Source organism: Pseudomonas sp. NPDC087358 (genome assembly GCF_044900785.1).
Lineage (GTDB): Bacteria > Pseudomonadota > Gammaproteobacteria > Pseudomonadales > Pseudomonadaceae > Aquipseudomonas.
In genome coordinates this window covers 127,592-145,838 of sequence record NZ_JBJDOA010000001.1, presented here as the reverse complement: position 1 = coordinate 145,838, position 18,247 = coordinate 127,592, and the positions used below count along the sequence as shown (strand labels likewise).

Genomic DNA, 18,247 nt, shown 5'->3' with positions numbered 1-18,247 from the left:
AGGGGACTTAGAGTGAACAAGTCGGAACTGATTGATGCCATCGCCGCATCCGCTGACATCCCGAAAGCTGCTGCTGGCCGTGCGCTGGACGCAGTAATCGAATCCGTCACTGGCGCTCTCAAGGCTGGCGACTCTGTTGTACTGGTTGGCTTCGGCACTTTCTCCGTAACCGATCGTCCTGCTCGCACCGGCCGTAACCCGCAGACCGGTAAGGCTCTGGAAATTGCAGCAGCCAAGAAGCCAGGTTTCAAAGCCGGTAAAGCGCTGAAAGAAGCCGTCAACTAAGTTTCTTTTTTCACCTTTGCCCACCCAGGACAGCGTTACCTCTGTTCTGGGCGTGAAGCGGCAAGTGCGGTTGGTCAAGCGCTGGCCTGTCACCTCAGGGAACGCAAATTCGAACCCTGTCCGCTTTGCAAGTTACGAGAAGGCGCATCCTCGGATGCGCCTTTCTTCTATCCGGATTCTACCCACGCTCCGCGTTACCGTGTGCAGCAGCCTGGTGAGTCGAATACAACCCTCTGGGGGACGCATGCTGCAGAATATCAGGGACAATTCACAAGGCTGGATTGCCAAGACCATCATCGGAGTGATCATCGCTCTGATGGCCTTGACGGGTTTTGATGCCATTTTCAGGGCCACCAGCCACAGTCAGGACGCTGCGAAGGTCAACGGCGACGAAATCACCCAGACCGATCTGGGGCAGGCGGTTGAAATGCAACGCCGTCAGCTCATGCAGCAGTTGGGCAAGGATTTCGATCCGGCCATGCTCAATGAGAAAATGCTGCGTGATTCGGCTCTCAAAGGCCTGATCGACCGCAAACTGTTGCTGCAAGGCGCGGCCGACGCCAAATTCGGCTTCTCTGAAGCTTCGCTGGATCAGCAGATTCTGATGACTCCAGAGTTTCAGGTCGATGGCAAATTCAACGCCGACCGTTTCGATCAAGTGGTTCGTCAGCTCGGCTACAGCCGGATGCAGTTCCGTCAGATCCTGGGTCAGGAAATGCTGATCGGTCAGATCCGGGCGGGCATTGCAGGCAGCGCTTTCATCACCGACGCACAGGTTGATGCGTTCGCTCGTCTGGAGAAGCAGACGCGTGACTTTGCGACCCTGACACTGCCGGCCGACCCGTCCAACGTGAAAGTCACCGACGAAGAAATCAAGGCCCATTACGATGAGCATGCCAAGGAATTCCTGAGTCCTGAGCAGGTGGTGCTTGATTACATCGAACTGAAAAAATCCTCGTTCTTCGACAAGGTAACGGTCAAGGACGAAGACCTTCAGGCGGCTTACCAGAAAGAAATCGCCAACCTGGCCGAGCAGCGTCGCGCTGCGCACATCCTGATCGAAGTCAACGACAAGACCAGCGATGCCCAGGCCAAGGCCAGGATCGAAGAAGTTCAGCAGCGTCTGGCCAAGGGTGAAGACTTCGCCAAGCTGGCCAAGGAGTTCTCGCAGGATCCTGGCTCTTCAAGCAAGGGCGGCGACCTGGGTTATGCTGGCAAGGGCGTTTATGACCCGGCCTTCGAAGATGCGCTGTATGCATTGAACAAGGATCAGGTATCGACCCCTGTGCGCAGCCAGTTCGGCTGGCACCTGATCAAGTTGCTGGGCGTGGAGGCACCATCGGTTCCGACCCTTGCCAGCCTCAAGGACAAACTGACGCACGAACTGAAATCCCAGCAGGTCGAGCAGAAATACGTCGATGCCAGCAAGAAGCTCGAAGACGCGGCGTTCGAGGCGTCCGACCTGACTCAACCGGCACAGGACCTGGGCCTGAAGGTTCAGACCACCCCGGCCTTCGGTCGTGAAGGCGGCGAAGGCATTGCCGCCAACCGCGCGGTGATCCAGGCAGCATTCAGCCAGGAAGTCATGGAGGAGGGCTCCAACAGTTCTGCGCTGGAGCTTGACCCCGAGACGATGGTGGTCGTGCATGTGAAGGAGCATCGCCAGCCTGAGCAGCTGCCTCTGGAAGTGGTTTCCAGCGCCATTCGCGGGCAGTTGACCAAGGAACACGCCAGTGCTGCCGTCAAAGGCAAGGGCGAGGCGCTGTTGGCAGGTCTGCGCGATGGCAAGGTTCCCTACAGCGCCACCAAACAGGACGGGCAGAACTGGAAAGTCGTTGAAGCGGCTTCCCGCGGTCAGGATGGCGTCGACCCTCAGGTTCTGCAGGCGCTGTTCCGCATGCCCAAGCCGGAAGGCAAGGACAAGCCGGTCTACGGCAGCCTGAGCGCCGCCGACGGCAGCTTTGTGATCGTGCGCCTCAACGGCGTGAACCAGGCGGCCCCGGCCACCGACGCCGAGAAGACCCAGTATCGTCGCTTCCTGGCGTCCCGTGAGGGCAAGCAGGACTTCGAGGCCTACCAGGCGCAACTGCAAGCGGCGGCGAAGATCGAGAAGTACTGATCCCCGGCTGACCCGCTGAAAACGAAAAGCCCCGGCTCGTGAGAGTCGGGGCTTTTTGGTTTTGGTTTTGGTTTTGGTTTTGGTTTTGGTTTTGGTTTTGGGGATTGAAATTGGTTATTGGCGCTGGGTGGTGGGTGTGTATCCGTTAGTTGTAGCGCCGCTGATTAGGGTTCCGCTCTTACAGCGGGTCACTTTTTCCAAGAGCAGCCGATATACCTCCAAACCAGCGCCAAAAAACATCACCCGCTCACCAAAAAAAAACGGTGGATCATTCAGCACATGGCTGACTGATCCACCGCATTCGCCAGCAAGCCGGCTCCTACAGATGTTACATCGAGGCCTACAGCATCACTCTTCGATGTTGCCCATCGCCGTGGTGTTGAAACCGCCGTCGACGTACATGATTTCACCGCTGATGCCCGAGGCCAGGTCCGAGCACAGGAAGGCGCCGGCGTTGCCGACTTCATCAATGGTCACGTTACGGCGCAGGGGCGTCTGGGCTTCGTTGGCGGCCAGCATCTTGCGGAAGTTCTTGATGCCGGAAGCGGCCAGGGTGCGGATGGGACCTGCCGACACGGCGTTGACGCGGGTGCCTTCCGGGCCCAGGCTGCCAGCCAGGTAACGTACGCCGGCTTCCAGGCTGGCCTTGGCCATGCCCATGACGTTGTAGTTGGGCATGGTGCGTTCAGCACCCAGGTACGACAGGGTCAGCAGGCTGCCGTTGCGGCCTTTCATCATCGCGCGACCGGCCTTGGCCAGCGCCACGAAGCTGTAGGCGCTGATGTCATGAGCGATACGGAAGCCGTCACGGGTGGTGGCTTCGGTGAAGTCGCCATCGAGCTGGTCGCCCGGGGCAAAGCCCACGGAGTGCACGATGCAATCCAGGCCGTCCCACTTCTGGCTCAGTTGCTCGAAGACCTTGGCGATTTCTTCATCGCTGGCCACGTCGCAAGGGAAGCACAGCTCAGGGTTCGAACCCCAGCCTGCAGCGAATTCTTCAACGCGGCCTTTGAGTTTTTCGTTCTGGTAGGTGAAGGCAAGCTCAGCGCCCTCGCGGTGCATGGCGGCAGCAATGCCGGATGCGATGGACAGTTTGCTGGCGACACCTACGATCAGGACGCGCTTACCGGCGAGAAAACCCATGGTTTGTTCCTCTTCAGGTTAATCGACAGCTGCCGGAGCCGGGAAAGCGGCTTCCAGCAGCTGCTGTGTATAAGGATGCTGTGGTGCGGCGAAGATGTCTTCCGCCGCACCCTGTTCGACCACTTGGCCTTGCTTGACCACCATCAGCTGGTGGCTCAGTGCTTTGACTACCGCCAGGTCATGGCTGATAAACAAATACGTCAGGTTGTACTTGGTTTGCAGCGAGCGCAAAAGCTCCACCACTTGACGCTGAACGGTCCGGTCGAGGGCCGAAGTCGGCTCGTCCAGTAAAATCAGCGCCGGTTTTAACACTAATGCCCGGGCGATGGCGATCCTTTGCCGCTGTCCACCGGAAAACTCGTGGGGGTAGCGGTGCCGGGTCGCCGGGTCCAGACCTACCTCCTTGAGCGCTTCGACCACCGCGGCTTCCTGCTCCACCGGTGTGCCGATCTTGTGAATGCGCAGGCCTTCGCCAACGATATCGCATACCGACATACGCGGGCTAAGGCTGCCGAACGGGTCCTGAAACACGACCTGCATCTGCCGCCTCAGCGGTCGCACCTGATCCTGCTTGAGGCACGCCAGCGAACTGCCCTGAAAGCGTATCTGGCCTTCACTGCGAATCAACCGCAAAATCGCCAGGCCCAACGTCGACTTGCCCGAGCCGCTCTCGCCGACGATCCCCAGCGTCTGGCCCCTGGGCAGACTGAAGTGGATGCCGTCCACTGCCTTGACATGGTCGACGGTGCGCTTGAACACGCCTTTCTTGATGGGGAACCAGACTTTCAGGTCTTCGACTTCCAGCATCGGTGGGCCCGGCGCGTTATTCGCCGGCCCTCCCTTGGGCTCGGCACTGAGCAGCTCGATGGTGTACGGGTGCTGCGGCGAACGGAACAGCTCTTCGCACGATGCCTGTTCGACGATGCAACCGCGCTGCATGACACATACTCGGTTAGCTATTTGTCGAACCACATTCAAATCATGGCTGATCAGCAGCAAAGCCATGCCCAGGCGGCCCTGCAATTCCTTGAGCAGTTTGAGGATCTTCAGCTGTACAGTCACGTCCAGCGCGGTGGTCGGCTCGTCGGCAATCAGCAATTCCGGTTCATTGGCCAGGGCCATGGCGATCATCACCCGCTGGCGCTGGCCCCCCGAGAGCTCGTGAGGCAGTGCCTTGAGGCGCTTGAGCGGTTCGGGGATGCCTACCAGCTCGAGCAACTCCAGGGTGCGTCTGGTGGCGGCCTTGCCGGTCAGGCCCTTGTGCAGGCCGAGCACTTCGTTGATCTGCTTCTCGATCGACTGCAGCGGATTGAGCGAGGTCATCGGCTCCTGGAAGATCATCGCGATCCGGTTGCCGCGGATCGCGCGCATGCGTTTCTCGCTGACCGTCAACAGGTCGTCGCCGGCGTACTCGATGGTGCCGGTGGGGTGTCGCGCCAGCGGATAGGGCAGAAGACGCAGGATCGAGTGGGCAGTGACCGACTTGCCCGACCCGCTTTCGCCTACCAGCGCCAGGGTCTCGCCCTTGCGGATGTCGAAGCTGATGCCCTCGACCACGCGCTGGGTGTTCTGGCCGCTGACGAACTCGACCGACAGGTCGCGGATTTCGATCAGATTGTCCTGATTCATCTCATTTCCTCGGGTCGAACGCGTCGCGGGCGGATTCGCCGATGAACACCAGCAAACTCAACATGATCGCCAGCACGGCAAAGGCGCTGATGCCCAGCCACGGCGCTTGCAGGTTGGATTTGCCCTGAGCCACCAGTTCGCCGAGCGAGGGCGAGCCTGCGGGCAGGCCGAAGCCCAGGAAGTCCAGCGCGGTGAGGGTGCCGATCGCGCCGGTGAGAATGAACGGCATGAAGGTCATGGTCGAGACCATGGCATTGGGCAGGATGTGGCGGAACATGATCGCCCCGTTCTGCATGCCCAACGCCCGTGCTGCGCGCACGTATTCAAGGTTGCGACCGCGCAGGAACTCGGCGCGCACTACGTCGACCAGGCTCATCCAGGAGAACAGCAGCATGATCCCCAGCAACCACCAGAAGTTGGGCTGCACGAAACTGGCGAGAATGATCAGCAGGTACAGCACCGGCAAGCCTGACCATATTTCCAGAAAGCGCTGACCGATCAGGTCGACCCAGCCGCCGTAGAAACCCTGCAAGGCGCCGGCAATCACGCCGATGATCGAACTGAGGATGGTCAGCGTCAGGGCGAACAGCACCGAGACACGGAAGCCGTAGATCACCCGCGCCAACACGTCGCGGCCCTGGTCGTCGGTGCCCAGCAGGTTTTCCCGCGAAGGCGGGGCAGGGGCCGGGACTTTCAGGTCGTAGTTGATGCTCTGGTAACTGAACGGAATCGGCGCCCACAGCGTCCAGCCGCCCTTGGCTGCCAGCAATTCCTTGATATAGGGGCTTTTGTAGTTGGCTTCCAGGGGGAATTCGCCGCCGAAGGTGGTCTCCGGATAACGTTCGAACACCGGGAAGTACCACTGACCGTCGTAACGCACCGCCAGCGGCTTGTCGTTGGCGATCAGCTCGGCGCCAAGGCTTGCGCCGAACAGAATCAGGAACAGCCACAGCGACCACCAGCCACGCTTGTTGGCCTTGAAACGCTCGAAACGGCGTCGATTGAGAGGGGACAACGTCATATCAATGATCCCTGCGGTCGAAGTCGATACGTGGGTCAACCAGCGTGTAGGTCAGGTCGCCGATCAGCTTCACCACCAGCCCCAGCAAGGTGAAGATGAACAAGGTGCCGAACACCACCGGGTAGTCACGGTTGATCGCCGCTTCAAAACTCATCAGGCCAAGGCCGTCGAGGGAAAAGATCACTTCCACCAGCAAGGACCCAGTGAAGAAAATGCCAATGAATGCCGACGGGAAACCGGCGATCACCAACAGCATGGCGTTGCGAAACACGTGCCCGTAGAGCACCCGGCGCTGAGTCAGCCCCTTGGCTTTGGCGGTAATCACGTACTGCTTGCCGATTTCATCGAGAAAGCTGTTTTTGGTCAGCAGGGTCATGGTGGCGAAGTTGCCGATCACCAGTGCCGTGATGGGCAGTACCAGATGCCAGAAGTAATCGCCCACCTTGCCCAGCCAGCTCAGTTCGTCGAAGTTGCCGGAGGTCAGGCCGCGCAGCGGGAACCAGTCGAAATAGCTGCCGCCGGCAAACACCACGATCAGCAGGATCGCAAACAGGAATGCCGGGATGGCATAGCCGACGATGATCGCCGAACTGGTCCAGATGTCGAACTGGCTGCCGTGGCGCGTGGCCTTGGCGATCCCCAGCGGGATCGACACCAGGTACATGATCAGCGTGCTCCACAGGCCGAGCGAGATCGACACCGGCATTTTCTCGACAATCAGGTCGATGACCTTGGCGTCGCGGAAGAAGCTGTCGCCAAAATCCAGCCGCGCGTAGTTCTTGACCATGATCCACAAGCGTTCCGGCGCCGACTTGTCAAAGCCGTACATGTGCTCGATTTCCTTGATCAGGCCCGGATCCAGGCCTTGCGCGCCGCGATAGGTGGAGCCTGCCACCGAGACCTCGGCGCCGCCACCGGCAATCCGGCTGGTGGCGCCCTCGAAGCCTTCGAGCTTGGCGATCATCTGTTCCACCGGGCCGCCGGGTGCGGCCTGGATGATCACGAAGTTGATCAGCAGGATGCCGAACAGGGTCGGCACGATCAGCAGCAGACGCCGCAGCAGGTAGGCCAGCATATTATTGCTCCGTGTCCTTGGAAGGTGGTGCGTCAGGCGCCGCCGGATCTGCAACGGTCTGCACCGGAATCGCAGGCGTGGCGTCGGGTTTGACCCACCAGGTCATGCTGCCGATGTCGTACAGCGGTGTGCGTGTCGGATGCCCCAGATGGTCCCAATAGGCCAGACGCCAGGTCTTGATGTGCCAATTGGGGATCACGTAGTAACCCCAGAGCAGGGCGCGATCCAGCGCGCGGGTGTGATCGATCAGGCTCTGCCGCGAATCGGCGTTGATCAGACCGCCGACCAGAGTATCGATGGCCGGATCCTTCAGGCCGATCAGATTGTAGCTGCCCGGCTTGTCGGCGGCCGACGAGTCCCAGTATTCGCGCTGTTCGTTGCCCGGTGAACTCGACTGCGGGAAGCTGCCGACGATCATGTCGTAGTCTCGCGAGCGGCGGCGGGTGATGTATTGCGAGACATCGACACGACGAATCTCGAGATTGATGCCGATGTCGGCCAGATTGCGCTTGAACGGCAACAGCACCCGTTCGAACTCGGTCTGCGCCAGCAGGAACTCGATGGTCACCGGTTTGCCTTGGGTATCGACCATCTTGTCGCCGACGATCTTCCAGCCCGCTTCGCTGAGCAGCTGAAAGGCCTTGCGTTGCTGCTCGCGGATGATGCCGCTGCCATCGGTGACCGGCAGCTTGAACTCATCGGTGAACACCTGTTCCGGCAGCTTGCCGCGCAGAGGCTCGAGAATCGCCAGCTCGGCGGTGGAGGGCATGCCGCGCGAGCCCATGTCCGAGTTGTCGAAGTAGCTCTTGGTCCGGGTGTAGGTGCCGAAGAACAGCTGCTTGTTGGTCCACTCGAAGTCCAGCAGCAGGCTCAGCGCCTGACGCACACGGATATCCTGGAACATCGGCTTGCGCAGGTTAAAGATGAAGCCCTGCATGCCCTGCGGGTTGCCGTTGGGGATTTCTTCCTTGATCAGGCGGCCGTCTCTGACGGCGGGAACGTCGTAGGCGGTGGCCCAGTTCTTGGCGGTCATTTCCTGCCAGAAGTCGAATGCACCGGCTTTCAGCGCCTCGAGGGCGACGGTGTTGTCGCGGTAGTAGTCGGTGGACAGTTTGTCGAAGTTGTAGAAACCCTTGTTGACCGGCAGATCCTTGCCCCAGTAGTCCTTGACCCGCTCGTACCGCACCGAACGCCCGGCCTTGACCTCGACCACTTTGTACGGGCCGCTGCCCAACGGGATCTCCAGATTGCCCTTGCTGAAGTCACGCGTGGCCCACCAGTGTTTGGGCAGCACCGGCAACTGACCGATGATCAACGGCAGTTCGCGGTTGTTGTTGTGCTTGAACTTGAACAATACCGTCAGCGGATTTTCCGCGACCACTTGATCGACGTCGGCGTAGTAGCTGCGGTAGAGCGGCGAGCCGTCCTTGACCAGCGTGTCGAAACTGAACACCACGTCTTCGGCGCGCACCGGGTGACCGTCGTTGAAGCGCGCTTCAGGCCGCAGATAGAAACGCACCCAGCTGTTGTCCGGGGCCTTCTCGATCTTGCCGGCGATCAGGCCGTACTCGGTAAACGGCTCATCCAGGCCCTGACGCGCCAGGGTGTCGTAGATCAGACCGATATCATCGGCGGGCACACCCTTGCTGATGAACGGATTGAGGCTGTCGAAACCGCCAAAGCCTGCGCTGCGCAGAATCCCGCCCTTGGGAGCATCAGGGTTGACGTAATCGAAGTGCTTGAAGTCCGCCGGATACTTCGGTGCTTCGTTGTACAGGGTAATGGCATGCTGCGGGGCTGCCTGGGCTGAACAGGCCAGTCCCAGCAGCAGCAGGCCGCCGGCCCGTGTGAGAGAGCGCAAGGCAGTCATTGGGGTTTCTCCGAAGGCTTGAGCCACCACGCACGCAGGCCCAGGGTGTAGGGCGGGGTGGTGACCATGGCGAACCGGTTGCGGTACGCCAGACGATGATTGTTGAGGTACCAGTTGGGAATCATGTAGTGCTGCCACAGCAGAACCCGATCCAGTGCCCTGGTCGCGGCCACCTGGTCGTCCCGGGTCTTGGCCGCCAGCAACTGATTGAGCAGGTGGTCCACGACCGGATTGGCGATACCCGCATAATTCTTGCTGCCTTTGATATTGGCCTGGCTGGAGTGAAAGTACTGCCATTGCTCCAGCCCCGGACTCAGGGTCTGGTTGAGGGTCATCAGAATCATGTCGAAATCGAACTGGTCCAGTCGCTGTTTGTATTGCGCGCGATCAACCGTGCGCAGGCGCGCGTCGATGCCGATTCGCGTGAGGTCTTCGATGTAGGGCTGCAGGATTCGTTCGAGATTGGGGTTGACCAGAAGTATTTCGAAACGCAACGGCTGGCCGGCATTGTCGGTCAGGCCGCGGTCGGTGAACTTCCAGCCAGCCTCGGCCAACAGGCCCAGCGCCTTGCGAATGGTGTCGCGAGGCACGCCGCCACCGTCGGTCTTCGAGACCGTGAACGGTTGGGTAAACAGCTTGGCGGGCAGTTGATCGCGATAAGGCGCCAAGGTGAGAAACTCACGACCGAGCGGCAGATCGGTGGCCGAAAACTCGCTGTTGGGGTAGTAGCTGATCGAGCGACTGTAGGCGTTGTTGAACAGCGTGCGGTTGGTCCACTCGAAGTTGAACATCAGGCCCAGCGCTTCACGCACCCTGATGTCGGCGAAATTGCCGCGTCGGGTGTTCATGAACAGGCCTTGGGTCTGGGTCGGGATCTGGTGCGCGATTTGCGCCTTTATCACGTTGCCGCTGGCCACGGCGGGGAAGTCATAGCCGGTGAACCAGTTCTTGGCCTGATGCTCGATGTAGATGTCGAACTCGCCGGCCTTGAACGCCTCGAAAGCCACGTCGGCGTCACGGTAGAACTCGACCTCCACGCGGTTGAAGTTGTACTTGCCGCGATTGACCGGCAAGTCCTTGCCCCAGTAGTCCTTGACCCGCTCGAACGTCAGTCCGCGGCCGGGACGCACCCCGGTGATGCGGTACGGTCCGCTGCCCAGAGGTACTTCGAAGGTCGTTGCCTTGAAGTCACGATTCTTCCAGTAGTGCTGGGGCAGCACCGGCAGCTCGCCCAGGCGCAGGATCAACAACGGGTTGCCGGAGCGCTTGAACACGAAGCGGATGCGGTGACGGTTGAGGATGTCCACCCGCTGCACTTCCTGCAGGGCCGTGCGGTATTGCGGGTGACCGTCCTTGAGCAGGGTGCGGTAGGAAAACGCCACGTCATAGGCGGTGATTGCCTTGCCATCGTGAAAGCGCGCTTCGGGGCGCAGGTTGAACACCACCCAGCTGCGGTCCTCGCTGTATTCCACTGATTTGGCGATCAAGCCATAGCTGGAGGTGGGTTCATCGCCCGAAGGGTCGTATTGGCCGGTGCCGACCATCAACGGCTCATTGAGCTCGCTGACGCCGTATTGACCGAAGTTGGGCGTCGAGATCGGGCTGCTGCCCTTGAAGGTGTAGGGGTTGAGGGTATCGAAGGTGCCGAACGCCATGATCCGCAAGGTGCCAGCCTTCGGCGCCTCGGGATTGACCCAGTCGAAATGGGTGAAGCTGGCCGGATACTTGAGGACACCGAATTGTGCGTAGCCATGGCTTTCGCTGATGGTCGCGGCGGCTGTCATGCTCAAGACCAGGCTGAAGATCAGCAGCAGGAGGCGTATCAAATCGGCATTCGATCCAGGCAGCGGTCGGTCACAGTAACAGCTTGTATGGGCTGGAAAAAGGGTCGTGCAGAGGGCGTCGCGGGCGTGCAGCATTTGTCGGAGCGTGGCTTGTCCCGCGATCTGCCGGCACCGGCAGTAAAATCTGTGAATGCGGTCTGTCGATCAAACCTCATGCGCAGGTTTTGCGACGACTTTGTCGTCGATCGCGGGACAAGCCACGCGCCTACAGTGGGCGGAGGGTCTGCTTAATCAATGCGGCAAATAAACCGTCAACGTCTGCCCAGGCTTCAGTGCCTGACCGCTGCGCGGGTTCCAGCGTTTGAGATGTTGCATCTCGACGTTGAAGCGCTTGGCCACCAGATACAGCGAGTCGCCTTTCTGGATCTTGTACTGCATGGATTTCTTGTCGGTGTCTTCATCCCTGGCGCCGCTACCAGCCTTGGCCACCACGGCCCGCGAAGCGGTCTTGGCAGCCACTGCGCGTGAACTCGCCTTGGCGGGCTTGCTGTTGTCCTGCATGACCAGGGTCTGGCCAACCTTGAGGTTGTAACCGGACAATTTGTTCCAGTGCTGCAGATCCTTCACGTCAACCTTGTTGATGCGGGCGATCTGACCCAGGTTCTCGCCTTTCTTCACTTTGTAGGTGCGGGTACGAGCGGGTTTTTCGTCGACTTCGGCCACTTCTTCGAACACCGGCATGGCGATCTTCATGCCCGGCTGAACCGGAATCGTCAGCGCCTGCCCACGTTTGAGGTGGTTGCCGGACAGCTTGTTGAGATCCTTGAGGGTGCCGGTCGAAACCTTGTAGCGGCTGGCGATGCTGGCCAGGCTATCGCCCGGACGCACGCGGTATTGCTGCCAGTCCACCAGCTCTTCAGGCTTCATGTTGGAAAGACTGGCGGTCAGCAACTGTGATTTCGCGGTCGGCACCAGCAGGTGCTGCGGGCCATCGATGGTCAGGCGCTTCTTGAACGCCGGGTTGAGCTGCATCAGCTCGTCTTCATCGATGTTGGCCATCTGCGCGACTTTGGACAGGTCCATGCGCTGGTTCAGTTCGACGACTTCAAAGTAGGGCTTGTTGTCGATCGGGTTGAGGTTGACGCCATACGCTTCGGGGGACATGACCACTTGCGACAGGGCCAGCAGTTTGGGCACATAGTCGCGGGTTTCCTGCGGCAGGGGCAGGTTCCAGTAGTCGGTCGGCAGGTTGAGCTTTTCGTTGCGTTCGATGGCGCGGCTGACCGTGCCTTCGCCGGCATTGTAGGCAGCCAGTGCCAGCAGCCAGTCGCCGTTGAACATGTCGTGCAGGCGGGTCAGGTAGTCCAGCGCTGCGGTGGTGGACGCCGTGATGTCGCGGCGACCATCGTAGAAATTGGTCTGGCGCAGGTTGAAATAGCGGCCGGTGGATGGGATGATCTGCCAGATCCCGGCGGCATCGCTACGTGAAAGGGCCATGGGGTTGTAGGCGCTCTCGATCACTGGCAGCAGGGCCAGCTCCAGCGGCATGTTGCGTTCTTCCAGGCGCTCGACGATGTAGTGCATGTAAAGGCTGCCGCGCTCGCCCGCGGTTTCGAGGAACGAGGGGTTGTTGGCGTACCAGAGGCGCTGTTGATCGATACGCGGGTTGAGGTCGTTGCCGTCCTGCAGCTGGAAGCCCTGACGCATGCGCTCCCAGACATCGTGCGGCGGGGCCAGCGGAGCGGGTTTGCGAGCAACGAACACCGGCTTGGGCTTGATGCTGGCCGGGGAATGAGAGACGTTGGCCGAACTGCCAGGCTCCAGGCTGCTGGTGGTCTGGCAGCCTGCCAGGGTGGCGCTTGCGACCACCGCGATAGCCTGGGCCAACCGAGTCAATGCGTCGGAATTAAAGGTTCTGCGTATAGATGACGACATTGGCTGGGGGATAGTTCCAGTCGAAAATGTCGGGCGATTCTAGAAAGCGTCATGGGAACGGTCAACCTTTCAGAATTTTTGTGCTGATCGGGGCATGGATTAGAACTTATCTTTCCATGCCCGCAGCGCCGCAAAAACCTCTACAGGCGAGGCGTTGTCTGTGCCGGTCCGTTCGTCCGCTTTTTGTTTTACCGAAGGTTGCGAGGCGCGCAGAAACGGGTTGGTCTTGCGTTCCAGCGCCAGATTCGACGGCAAGCTGATGCGGTCCTGCTCGCGCCATTGTGTGACTTGCTCGAAACGGGCAGCCACATCAGGGTTGTCGGGTTCCACCGCCACGGCAAAACGCAGGTTGCTGAGCGTGTACTCGTGGGCGCAGTAGACCAGCGTGGCGTCAGGCAGTGTCGCCAGCCGTTGCAGGGAGTGGTGCATTTGCTGCGGCGTGCCTTCGAACAGCCGGCCACAGCCAGCGGCGAACAGAGTGTCGCCACTGAACAGCAGCGGCCGCTGCGAATCGGCATGGTAGAACGCGATGTGTCCCAGGGTGTGGCCCGCAACTGCATGGACGGCGAACGTCAGGCCGAGTACGGTGACCTCATCGCCGTCGTCAAGCGCCACGTCACGGGCCGGGATATTCTCGCTGGCCGGACCGTAGACCCGGGCACCGGAGAGGTTTTTCAGCTGCGCCACGCCGCCGGTATGATCGGCGTGATGGTGAGTGACCAGAATGTCGCTCAAATGCCAGCCCGGATGATCGTCCAGCCAGGCCAGTACCGGCGCTGCATCACCCGGATCGACCACGGCGCAACGCTTGCTGGCATTGTCTTGTAACAACCAGATGTAGTTGTCGCTGAAAGCGGGCAGGGCGTCGATCTGTATCATGGCTCGATTCGCTACTTGGGAAACAAAGAAACATCTTAGAGTCTGAACAGGTTCCACGCGAGCAGCGCTTGCGCAAGACCACTCATGGAGACCGGAAATGACCGATGAAGCGTTCGCCCAGGCCGACCCCGAATGGCTTGAGTTGATCAGCTCTGCCCGTGAATGGTTGTCCGGGCCGCTGGGGCAACTGCTGCTCGAAGAAGAGCGGGGCGTCCTCGAAGAGGAGCTTGAGCGTTTCTTTGGTGGCTATCTGGTGCATTACGGGCCCTCGGCGCAGACCCCGCCGGCCGCCAAGCAGGTGCAGCGCAATGTACGCCTGGGTGCTCCGCTGCCGGGTGTGGAGATTGTCTGCGAGGAGCAGGCCTGGCCCCTGAGCGAGCACGCCGCCGATGTGGTGGTCATGCAGCATGGGCTGGATTTCTGCCTGTCTCCCCATGGCCTGTTGCGCGAAGCCGCCAGCAGCGTACGCCCTGGCGGTCACCTGCTGATCATCGGCATCAACCCCTGGAGCACCTGGGGCATTCGCCATATCTTCGCCAACGACACCCTGCGCCGCGCCCGCTGCATCTCGCCGTCGCGGGTCGGGGACTGGCTCAATCTGCTGGGCTTCGCGCTGGAGAAACGCCGTTTCGGGTGCTATCGTCCGCCGCTTGCCTCGCCCAAGTGGCAGGCCCGTCTGTCGGGCCTCGAGCGCCTGGGCGGCGGCTGGCAGAGCCCCGGTGGCGGTTTCTATCTGTTGGTCGCACGCAAAATGGTGGTCGGCTTGCGGCCCGTGCGCATGCCGCGTCGCGAGCCGATGGGCAAACTGATCCCGTTGCCGATGGCCAAGGTCAATCGGCGCAGCCCGGAGCCTTAGCCGCCCGGCCTGCACCAAGCCTACTCAATTCTGGAAAAAGCCGTAATGAGCGATACCGTGGAACTCTTCTCCGATGGCGCCTGCAAGGGCAACCCTGGTCCCGGAGGCTGGGGCGCGTTGCTGGTGTGCAAAGGCGTGGAAAAGGAACTCTGGGGTGGCGAAGCCAATACCACCAATAACCGGATGGAGCTGCTGGGAGCGATTCGTGGCCTGGAAGAGCTCAAGCGGCCCTGTGAAGTGATTCTGGTGACTGACTCGCAATATGTGATGAAAGGCATCACCGAGTGGATGGTCAACTGGAAAAAGCGCGGCTGGAAGACGGCGGCCAAGGAACCGGTGAAGAACGCCGACCTGTGGAAGCAGCTGGACGAACAGGTCAGCCGGCACACAGTCACCTGGAAGTGGGTGCGCGGCCACATCGGACACCACGGCAACGAACGAGCGGACCAGCTGGCCAATCGCGGGGTCGATGAGGTGCGCGGCATCAAGCACGGGTAGAACCCCACCCTTGCACTATAGGAGTGAGCTTGCTGGCGATTGTTTTCGGTCTGCACCCAGTCCTTCGACTGGCCAATCGTGATCGCGAGCAAGCTCATTCCTACAGTTTCGTGTGTCCTCTCTTGCTGATCACCCATGCTAATATCCGCGCCTGAAGCTGAGGCGGTAGGCAATGACTGTACAAAACATCATCACTGAACGACGAGTCGTCCTCGATACCGAAACCACGGGTATGCCCGTCACTGACGGTCATCGGGTGATCGAGATCGGCTGCGTGGAGTTGATCGGACGGCGTTTGACCGGGCGCCATTTTCACGTTTACCTGCAGCCCGATCGCGACAGTGACGAGGGTGCCATCGGCGTTCACGGTATCACTGACCAGTTCCTGATCGGCAAACCGCGTTTTGCCGAGGTCGCCGACGAATTCTTCGAGTTCATCAAAGGCGCTCAGCTGATCATCCACAACGCGGCGTTCGACGTTGGCTTCCTCAACAACGAATTTGCCCTGATCGGTCAGCATGATCGCGCCAACATGAGCAGCTACTGCTCGGTGCTCGATACCCTGGCCATGGCCCGCGAGCGGCATCCGGGTCAGCGCAACAGCCTGGACGCCCTGTGCAAGCGCTACGACGTCGACAACTCCGGTCGCGAACTGCACGGCGCGTTGCTCGACTCGGAGATTCTCGCCGACGTCTACCTGGCGATGACCGGTGGTCAGACCACGCTGTCGCTGGCGGGCAATAACGATGGCGAAGGCGGAGCTGACCGGCCCTCGGAAATACGCCGTATCGTCAATCGCACGCCGGGCCCTGTGCTCGTCGCCAGCGAAGCCGAATTGAGCGACCACCAGGCGCGGCTGGCCGTGATCGCCAAATCCGCCGGTGCGCCTGCGTTGTGGACGCAATTGCTCGAAGCCCAGGCCCAGGTCCAGTAACGCCGGGGCAGGGCGCCGCTTCGGTGGTTTATCGCAGACCTGATGATCCTTTCATCGATGGCGCAGGAGCCCCATGGTGACCACGCTCAATCCCGCTCTGAGCATTCGTGTCGCGGACGAATGCTTTGAGGATTACATCCTCAACAGCGAATTCACTTTCATGGTCACCGGTTACGCGAAGGTACTCATTGGTGAGCCGGTGGCCCGGTGGCCTGTCGATGCAGTCGAGCCCTATCTCAAGAATTACGGCATCGATTCAGAAGAGTTCTGCAATTACCGCGAGGCTGCGGACGCCACCGTGCTGGTGGCCTGGCTCGACGAACAACCGGTGGGGCATATTGTCCTGAGCAAGAACTGGAACGGCCTGGCGCATATCGACGAACTGGCCGTGGATACCGCCGCCAGGCGCTGCGGGGTGGCGCGCAAGCTGCTGGACGTCGCGCAGTTCTGGAGCCGCAAGCACCAGCTGGCGGGCATCATGCTGGAAACCCAAAACAACAACCTGGCCGCTTGCAGGCTGTACGAAAGTCACGGGTTCGTGGTCGGCGGGGTCGATTACCTGCGTTATCGCGCCATCGATCCGACCACCGTCGAAGCAGCGATATTCTGGTATCTGTTGTTTGACGATCCAGTCAGCGACTAGATCTGGGATGGATCTTTCTTGGCGCCGCCCTCAGGGGCTCGGCCACCTTCAGGTTCTCGCTTGAGTTTGGTGCCCAGCTGAACCAGTACAAAGTCGTCACCGCCCAGATGAGTCACGCGGTCGCCAATGGCCAGGCGATAAGTGGACACGGGCTCCTTGCCGTCCGCCTCGGCGGGCAGTGATTCACGGAATTCATGCACGGGGTAGATGCGGCCGTCGGCATCCCTTGCATGAAATTGCCCAACTAGAACTGAAGCCATTTGCTTTGTAACCTCTGGAAATAACTGCTCGTTTTCGCTCGCATCCTAACACTGCAAGCCATGAATCCGTGTCAGCTTGTAAGGCAATTCTGCAAGTGCTGCAGGTGCCTTCCACGCTCAAGCCTTTCAGACCGCCGTTTTCGGGGCTAGTTTTCGTCAAAGAAAAAAATAGTCTCGACCAACGGTAGCCGCTGAACCTCCCTGAGCACGAGCTAGATCGGCTGTTTCGATCAATGGCAGCGAAAAAACTGCGCAGAACAAATCGTCTCTTTGATCTATAACTGTCCACTCCTCTATTAGAAGAAGGTCAGGTACATGAGCCAGGTTCATTCGATTGCAGTGATTGTCGGCAGCTTGAGAAAAGACTCCCTGAACCGCAAGGTCGCCCGCGCCCTGGCCGAGTTGGCACCCCCGAGCCTGAAACTGAGCATCGTCGAGATCGGCGAGCTGCCTTTGTACAACGAAGACATCGACCACGATTCGCCGCCCGCCGCTTACACCGCATTCCGTCAGGCGTTGCAGGGCGCAGACGGTTTTCTGTTTGTCACCCCTGAATACAACCGCTCGGTGCCGGGCGTTCTGAAAAACGCCCTCGACGTCGGTTCACGCCCTTATGGCAAAAGCGCCTGGGGCAAAGCCAAGCCTGCAGCGGTGGTCAGCGTGTCGCCGGGTGCCATTGGCGGTTTCGGGGCCAACCAGCACCTGCGTCAGAGTTTCGTGTTTCTCGATGTCCTGTGCATGCAGCAACCGGAAGCCTATCTGGGCAACGCCGGGAGCTTCTTCGATGAACAGGGCAAATTGAGCGAGAAAACCCGGCCATTCCTGCAAGGCATCATCGATGCGTTTGCCGCCCATGTTGAGCGGACAATCAAGGTCTGATCATCTGTAGCCGCACGGCTTGCCGGCGGTGGCGTCCTCAAGATCGCTTCCGCCGGCAAGCGGTGCTGCTACAGTTGTTTATGCTCCCCGAGCGCCCCATTGCCCTGTCCAGAAACGTCGCCACCACCGGCCTTGAGCTCTGCTCCGGCAGGCGCACCAGGGTCTCGCTCATGCGCCGTGCGCAATCGAGGATCGGCAAGGCGATGACCCGCGAGTCCGCGCCCAATCCGGCGGCCGAAACCACGCCCACGCCCACGCCGATGCCCACCACGACAGCCTCACCCGCCGCTTCACGTCCTTGCACCTGAATCGCCGGACGGATTTTCAAGCCCAGCCGGTTCATCTCTTGTTCCACCACCTGGCGCATGACCGAGCCTGGTTCGCGCAGGATCAACGGCGTGTCGAGCTGGCCCAGCAAGCGCCACCGATGCAGGACC

At 60.4% G+C, this 18,247-nt stretch carries 16 protein-coding genes and 1 pseudogene; 7 read left to right on the top strand and 10 right to left on the bottom strand.

The window, feature by feature from the left end; all coding sequences use genetic code 11:
* Positions 1-12: 12 nt before the first annotated feature.
* On the top strand, positions 13-285 hold the full coding sequence (locus tag ACI2KS_RS00600) for an HU family DNA-binding protein (protein WP_099586644.1): 273 nt from the start codon (positions 13-15) through the stop codon (positions 283-285).
* Positions 286-529: 244 nt separating this feature from the next.
* Complete coding sequence (locus tag ACI2KS_RS00595) at positions 530-2,404, top strand: SurA N-terminal domain-containing protein (RefSeq protein WP_404616465.1); 1,875 nt, start codon at positions 530-532, stop codon at positions 2,402-2,404.
* A 348-nt stretch (positions 2,405-2,752) separates the two neighbouring features.
* Here the strand turns inward: ACI2KS_RS00595 and fabI are convergent, their stop codons facing one another.
* The 8 genes from fabI to gloB all read right to left on the bottom strand — a co-directional run bounded on the left by fabI (position 2,753) and on the right by gloB (position 13,740).
* The gene (gene fabI, locus ACI2KS_RS00590; RefSeq protein ID WP_404616464.1) at positions 2,753-3,547 is read right to left on the bottom strand and encodes an enoyl-ACP reductase FabI; all 795 of its coding nucleotides are present in this window, start codon (positions 3,545-3,547) and stop codon (positions 2,753-2,755) included.
* 18 nt (positions 3,548-3,565) lie between these two features.
* A complete protein-coding gene (locus ACI2KS_RS00585; RefSeq protein ID WP_404616463.1) occupies positions 3,566-5,176 on the bottom strand; it encodes an ABC transporter ATP-binding protein in 1,611 nt (536 codons plus the stop codon).
* Between the two features lies 1 nt (position 5,177).
* Positions 5,178-6,197 carry an ABC transporter permease gene (locus tag ACI2KS_RS00580; RefSeq protein WP_404616462.1) on the bottom strand — a complete coding sequence of 340 codons (1,020 nt, stop codon included), beginning with the start codon at positions 6,195-6,197 and terminating at the stop codon, positions 5,178-5,180.
* A 1-nt stretch (position 6,198) separates the two neighbouring features.
* On the bottom strand, positions 6,199-7,272 hold the full coding sequence (locus ACI2KS_RS00575) for a microcin C ABC transporter permease YejB (RefSeq protein ID WP_404616461.1): 1,074 nt from the start codon (positions 7,270-7,272) through the stop codon (positions 6,199-6,201).
* A 1-nt stretch (position 7,273) separates the two neighbouring features.
* Positions 7,274-9,142 (bottom strand): extracellular solute-binding protein, encoded by a 1,869-nt coding sequence (locus tag ACI2KS_RS00570; RefSeq protein WP_404616460.1) that lies wholly within the window; start codon positions 9,140-9,142, stop codon positions 7,274-7,276.
* Positions 9,139-10,968 carry an extracellular solute-binding protein gene (locus ACI2KS_RS00565; RefSeq protein ID WP_404616459.1) on the bottom strand — a complete coding sequence of 610 codons (1,830 nt, stop codon included), beginning with the start codon at positions 10,966-10,968 and terminating at the stop codon, positions 9,139-9,141. The genes ACI2KS_RS00570 and ACI2KS_RS00565 overlap by 4 nt, the downstream gene beginning before the upstream one ends.
* Before the next feature lie 249 nt (positions 10,969-11,217).
* Positions 11,218-12,861, bottom strand: coding sequence for a LysM peptidoglycan-binding domain-containing protein (locus ACI2KS_RS00560; protein ID WP_404616458.1), 1,644 nt, complete (start codon positions 12,859-12,861; stop codon positions 11,218-11,220).
* A 99-nt stretch (positions 12,862-12,960) separates the two neighbouring features.
* Positions 12,961-13,740, bottom strand: a complete 780-nt coding sequence (gene gloB / locus ACI2KS_RS00555; protein ID WP_404616457.1) for a hydroxyacylglutathione hydrolase — start codon at positions 13,738-13,740, stop codon at positions 12,961-12,963.
* 97 nt (positions 13,741-13,837) lie between these two features.
* Here gloB and ACI2KS_RS00550 point away from each other — a divergent pair, with 97 nt between their 5' ends.
* From ACI2KS_RS00550 to ACI2KS_RS00535, 4 genes are all read left to right on the top strand, one after another.
* Positions 13,838-14,596: a class I SAM-dependent methyltransferase gene (locus ACI2KS_RS00550; RefSeq protein ID WP_404616456.1), complete on the top strand. Its 759-nt coding sequence runs from the start codon at positions 13,838-13,840 to the stop codon at positions 14,594-14,596.
* A gap of 45 nt (positions 14,597-14,641) precedes the next feature.
* A complete protein-coding gene (rnhA, locus tag ACI2KS_RS00545; protein ID WP_404616455.1) occupies positions 14,642-15,094 on the top strand; it encodes a ribonuclease HI in 453 nt (150 codons plus the stop codon).
* A gap of 172 nt (positions 15,095-15,266) precedes the next feature.
* Complete coding sequence (gene dnaQ, locus ACI2KS_RS00540; RefSeq protein ID WP_404616454.1) at positions 15,267-16,028, top strand: DNA polymerase III subunit epsilon; 762 nt, start codon at positions 15,267-15,269, stop codon at positions 16,026-16,028.
* A gap of 76 nt (positions 16,029-16,104) precedes the next feature.
* A complete protein-coding gene (locus ACI2KS_RS00535) occupies positions 16,105-16,671 on the top strand; it encodes a GNAT family N-acetyltransferase (RefSeq protein WP_404616453.1) in 567 nt (188 codons plus the stop codon).
* Here the strand turns inward: ACI2KS_RS00535 and ACI2KS_RS00530 are convergent.
* Positions 16,668-16,931, bottom strand: a complete 264-nt coding sequence (locus tag ACI2KS_RS00530) for a hypothetical protein (protein WP_404616452.1) — start codon at positions 16,929-16,931, stop codon at positions 16,668-16,670. The two genes, ACI2KS_RS00535 and ACI2KS_RS00530, sit on opposite strands and share 4 nt — an antisense overlap.
* A gap of 315 nt (positions 16,932-17,246) precedes the next feature.
* Between ACI2KS_RS00530 and ACI2KS_RS00525 the strand changes: the two genes are divergently transcribed.
* Complete coding sequence (locus tag ACI2KS_RS00525; RefSeq protein WP_404616451.1) at positions 17,247-17,810, top strand: NADPH-dependent FMN reductase; 564 nt, start codon at positions 17,247-17,249, stop codon at positions 17,808-17,810.
* A gap of 37 nt (positions 17,811-17,847) precedes the next feature.
* Here the strand turns inward: ACI2KS_RS00525 and ACI2KS_RS00520 are convergent.
* Positions 17,848-18,213, bottom strand: a pseudogene (locus ACI2KS_RS00520) (LysR substrate-binding domain-containing protein); the annotation flags it as partial.
* Positions 18,214-18,247: the final 34 nt, after the last annotated feature.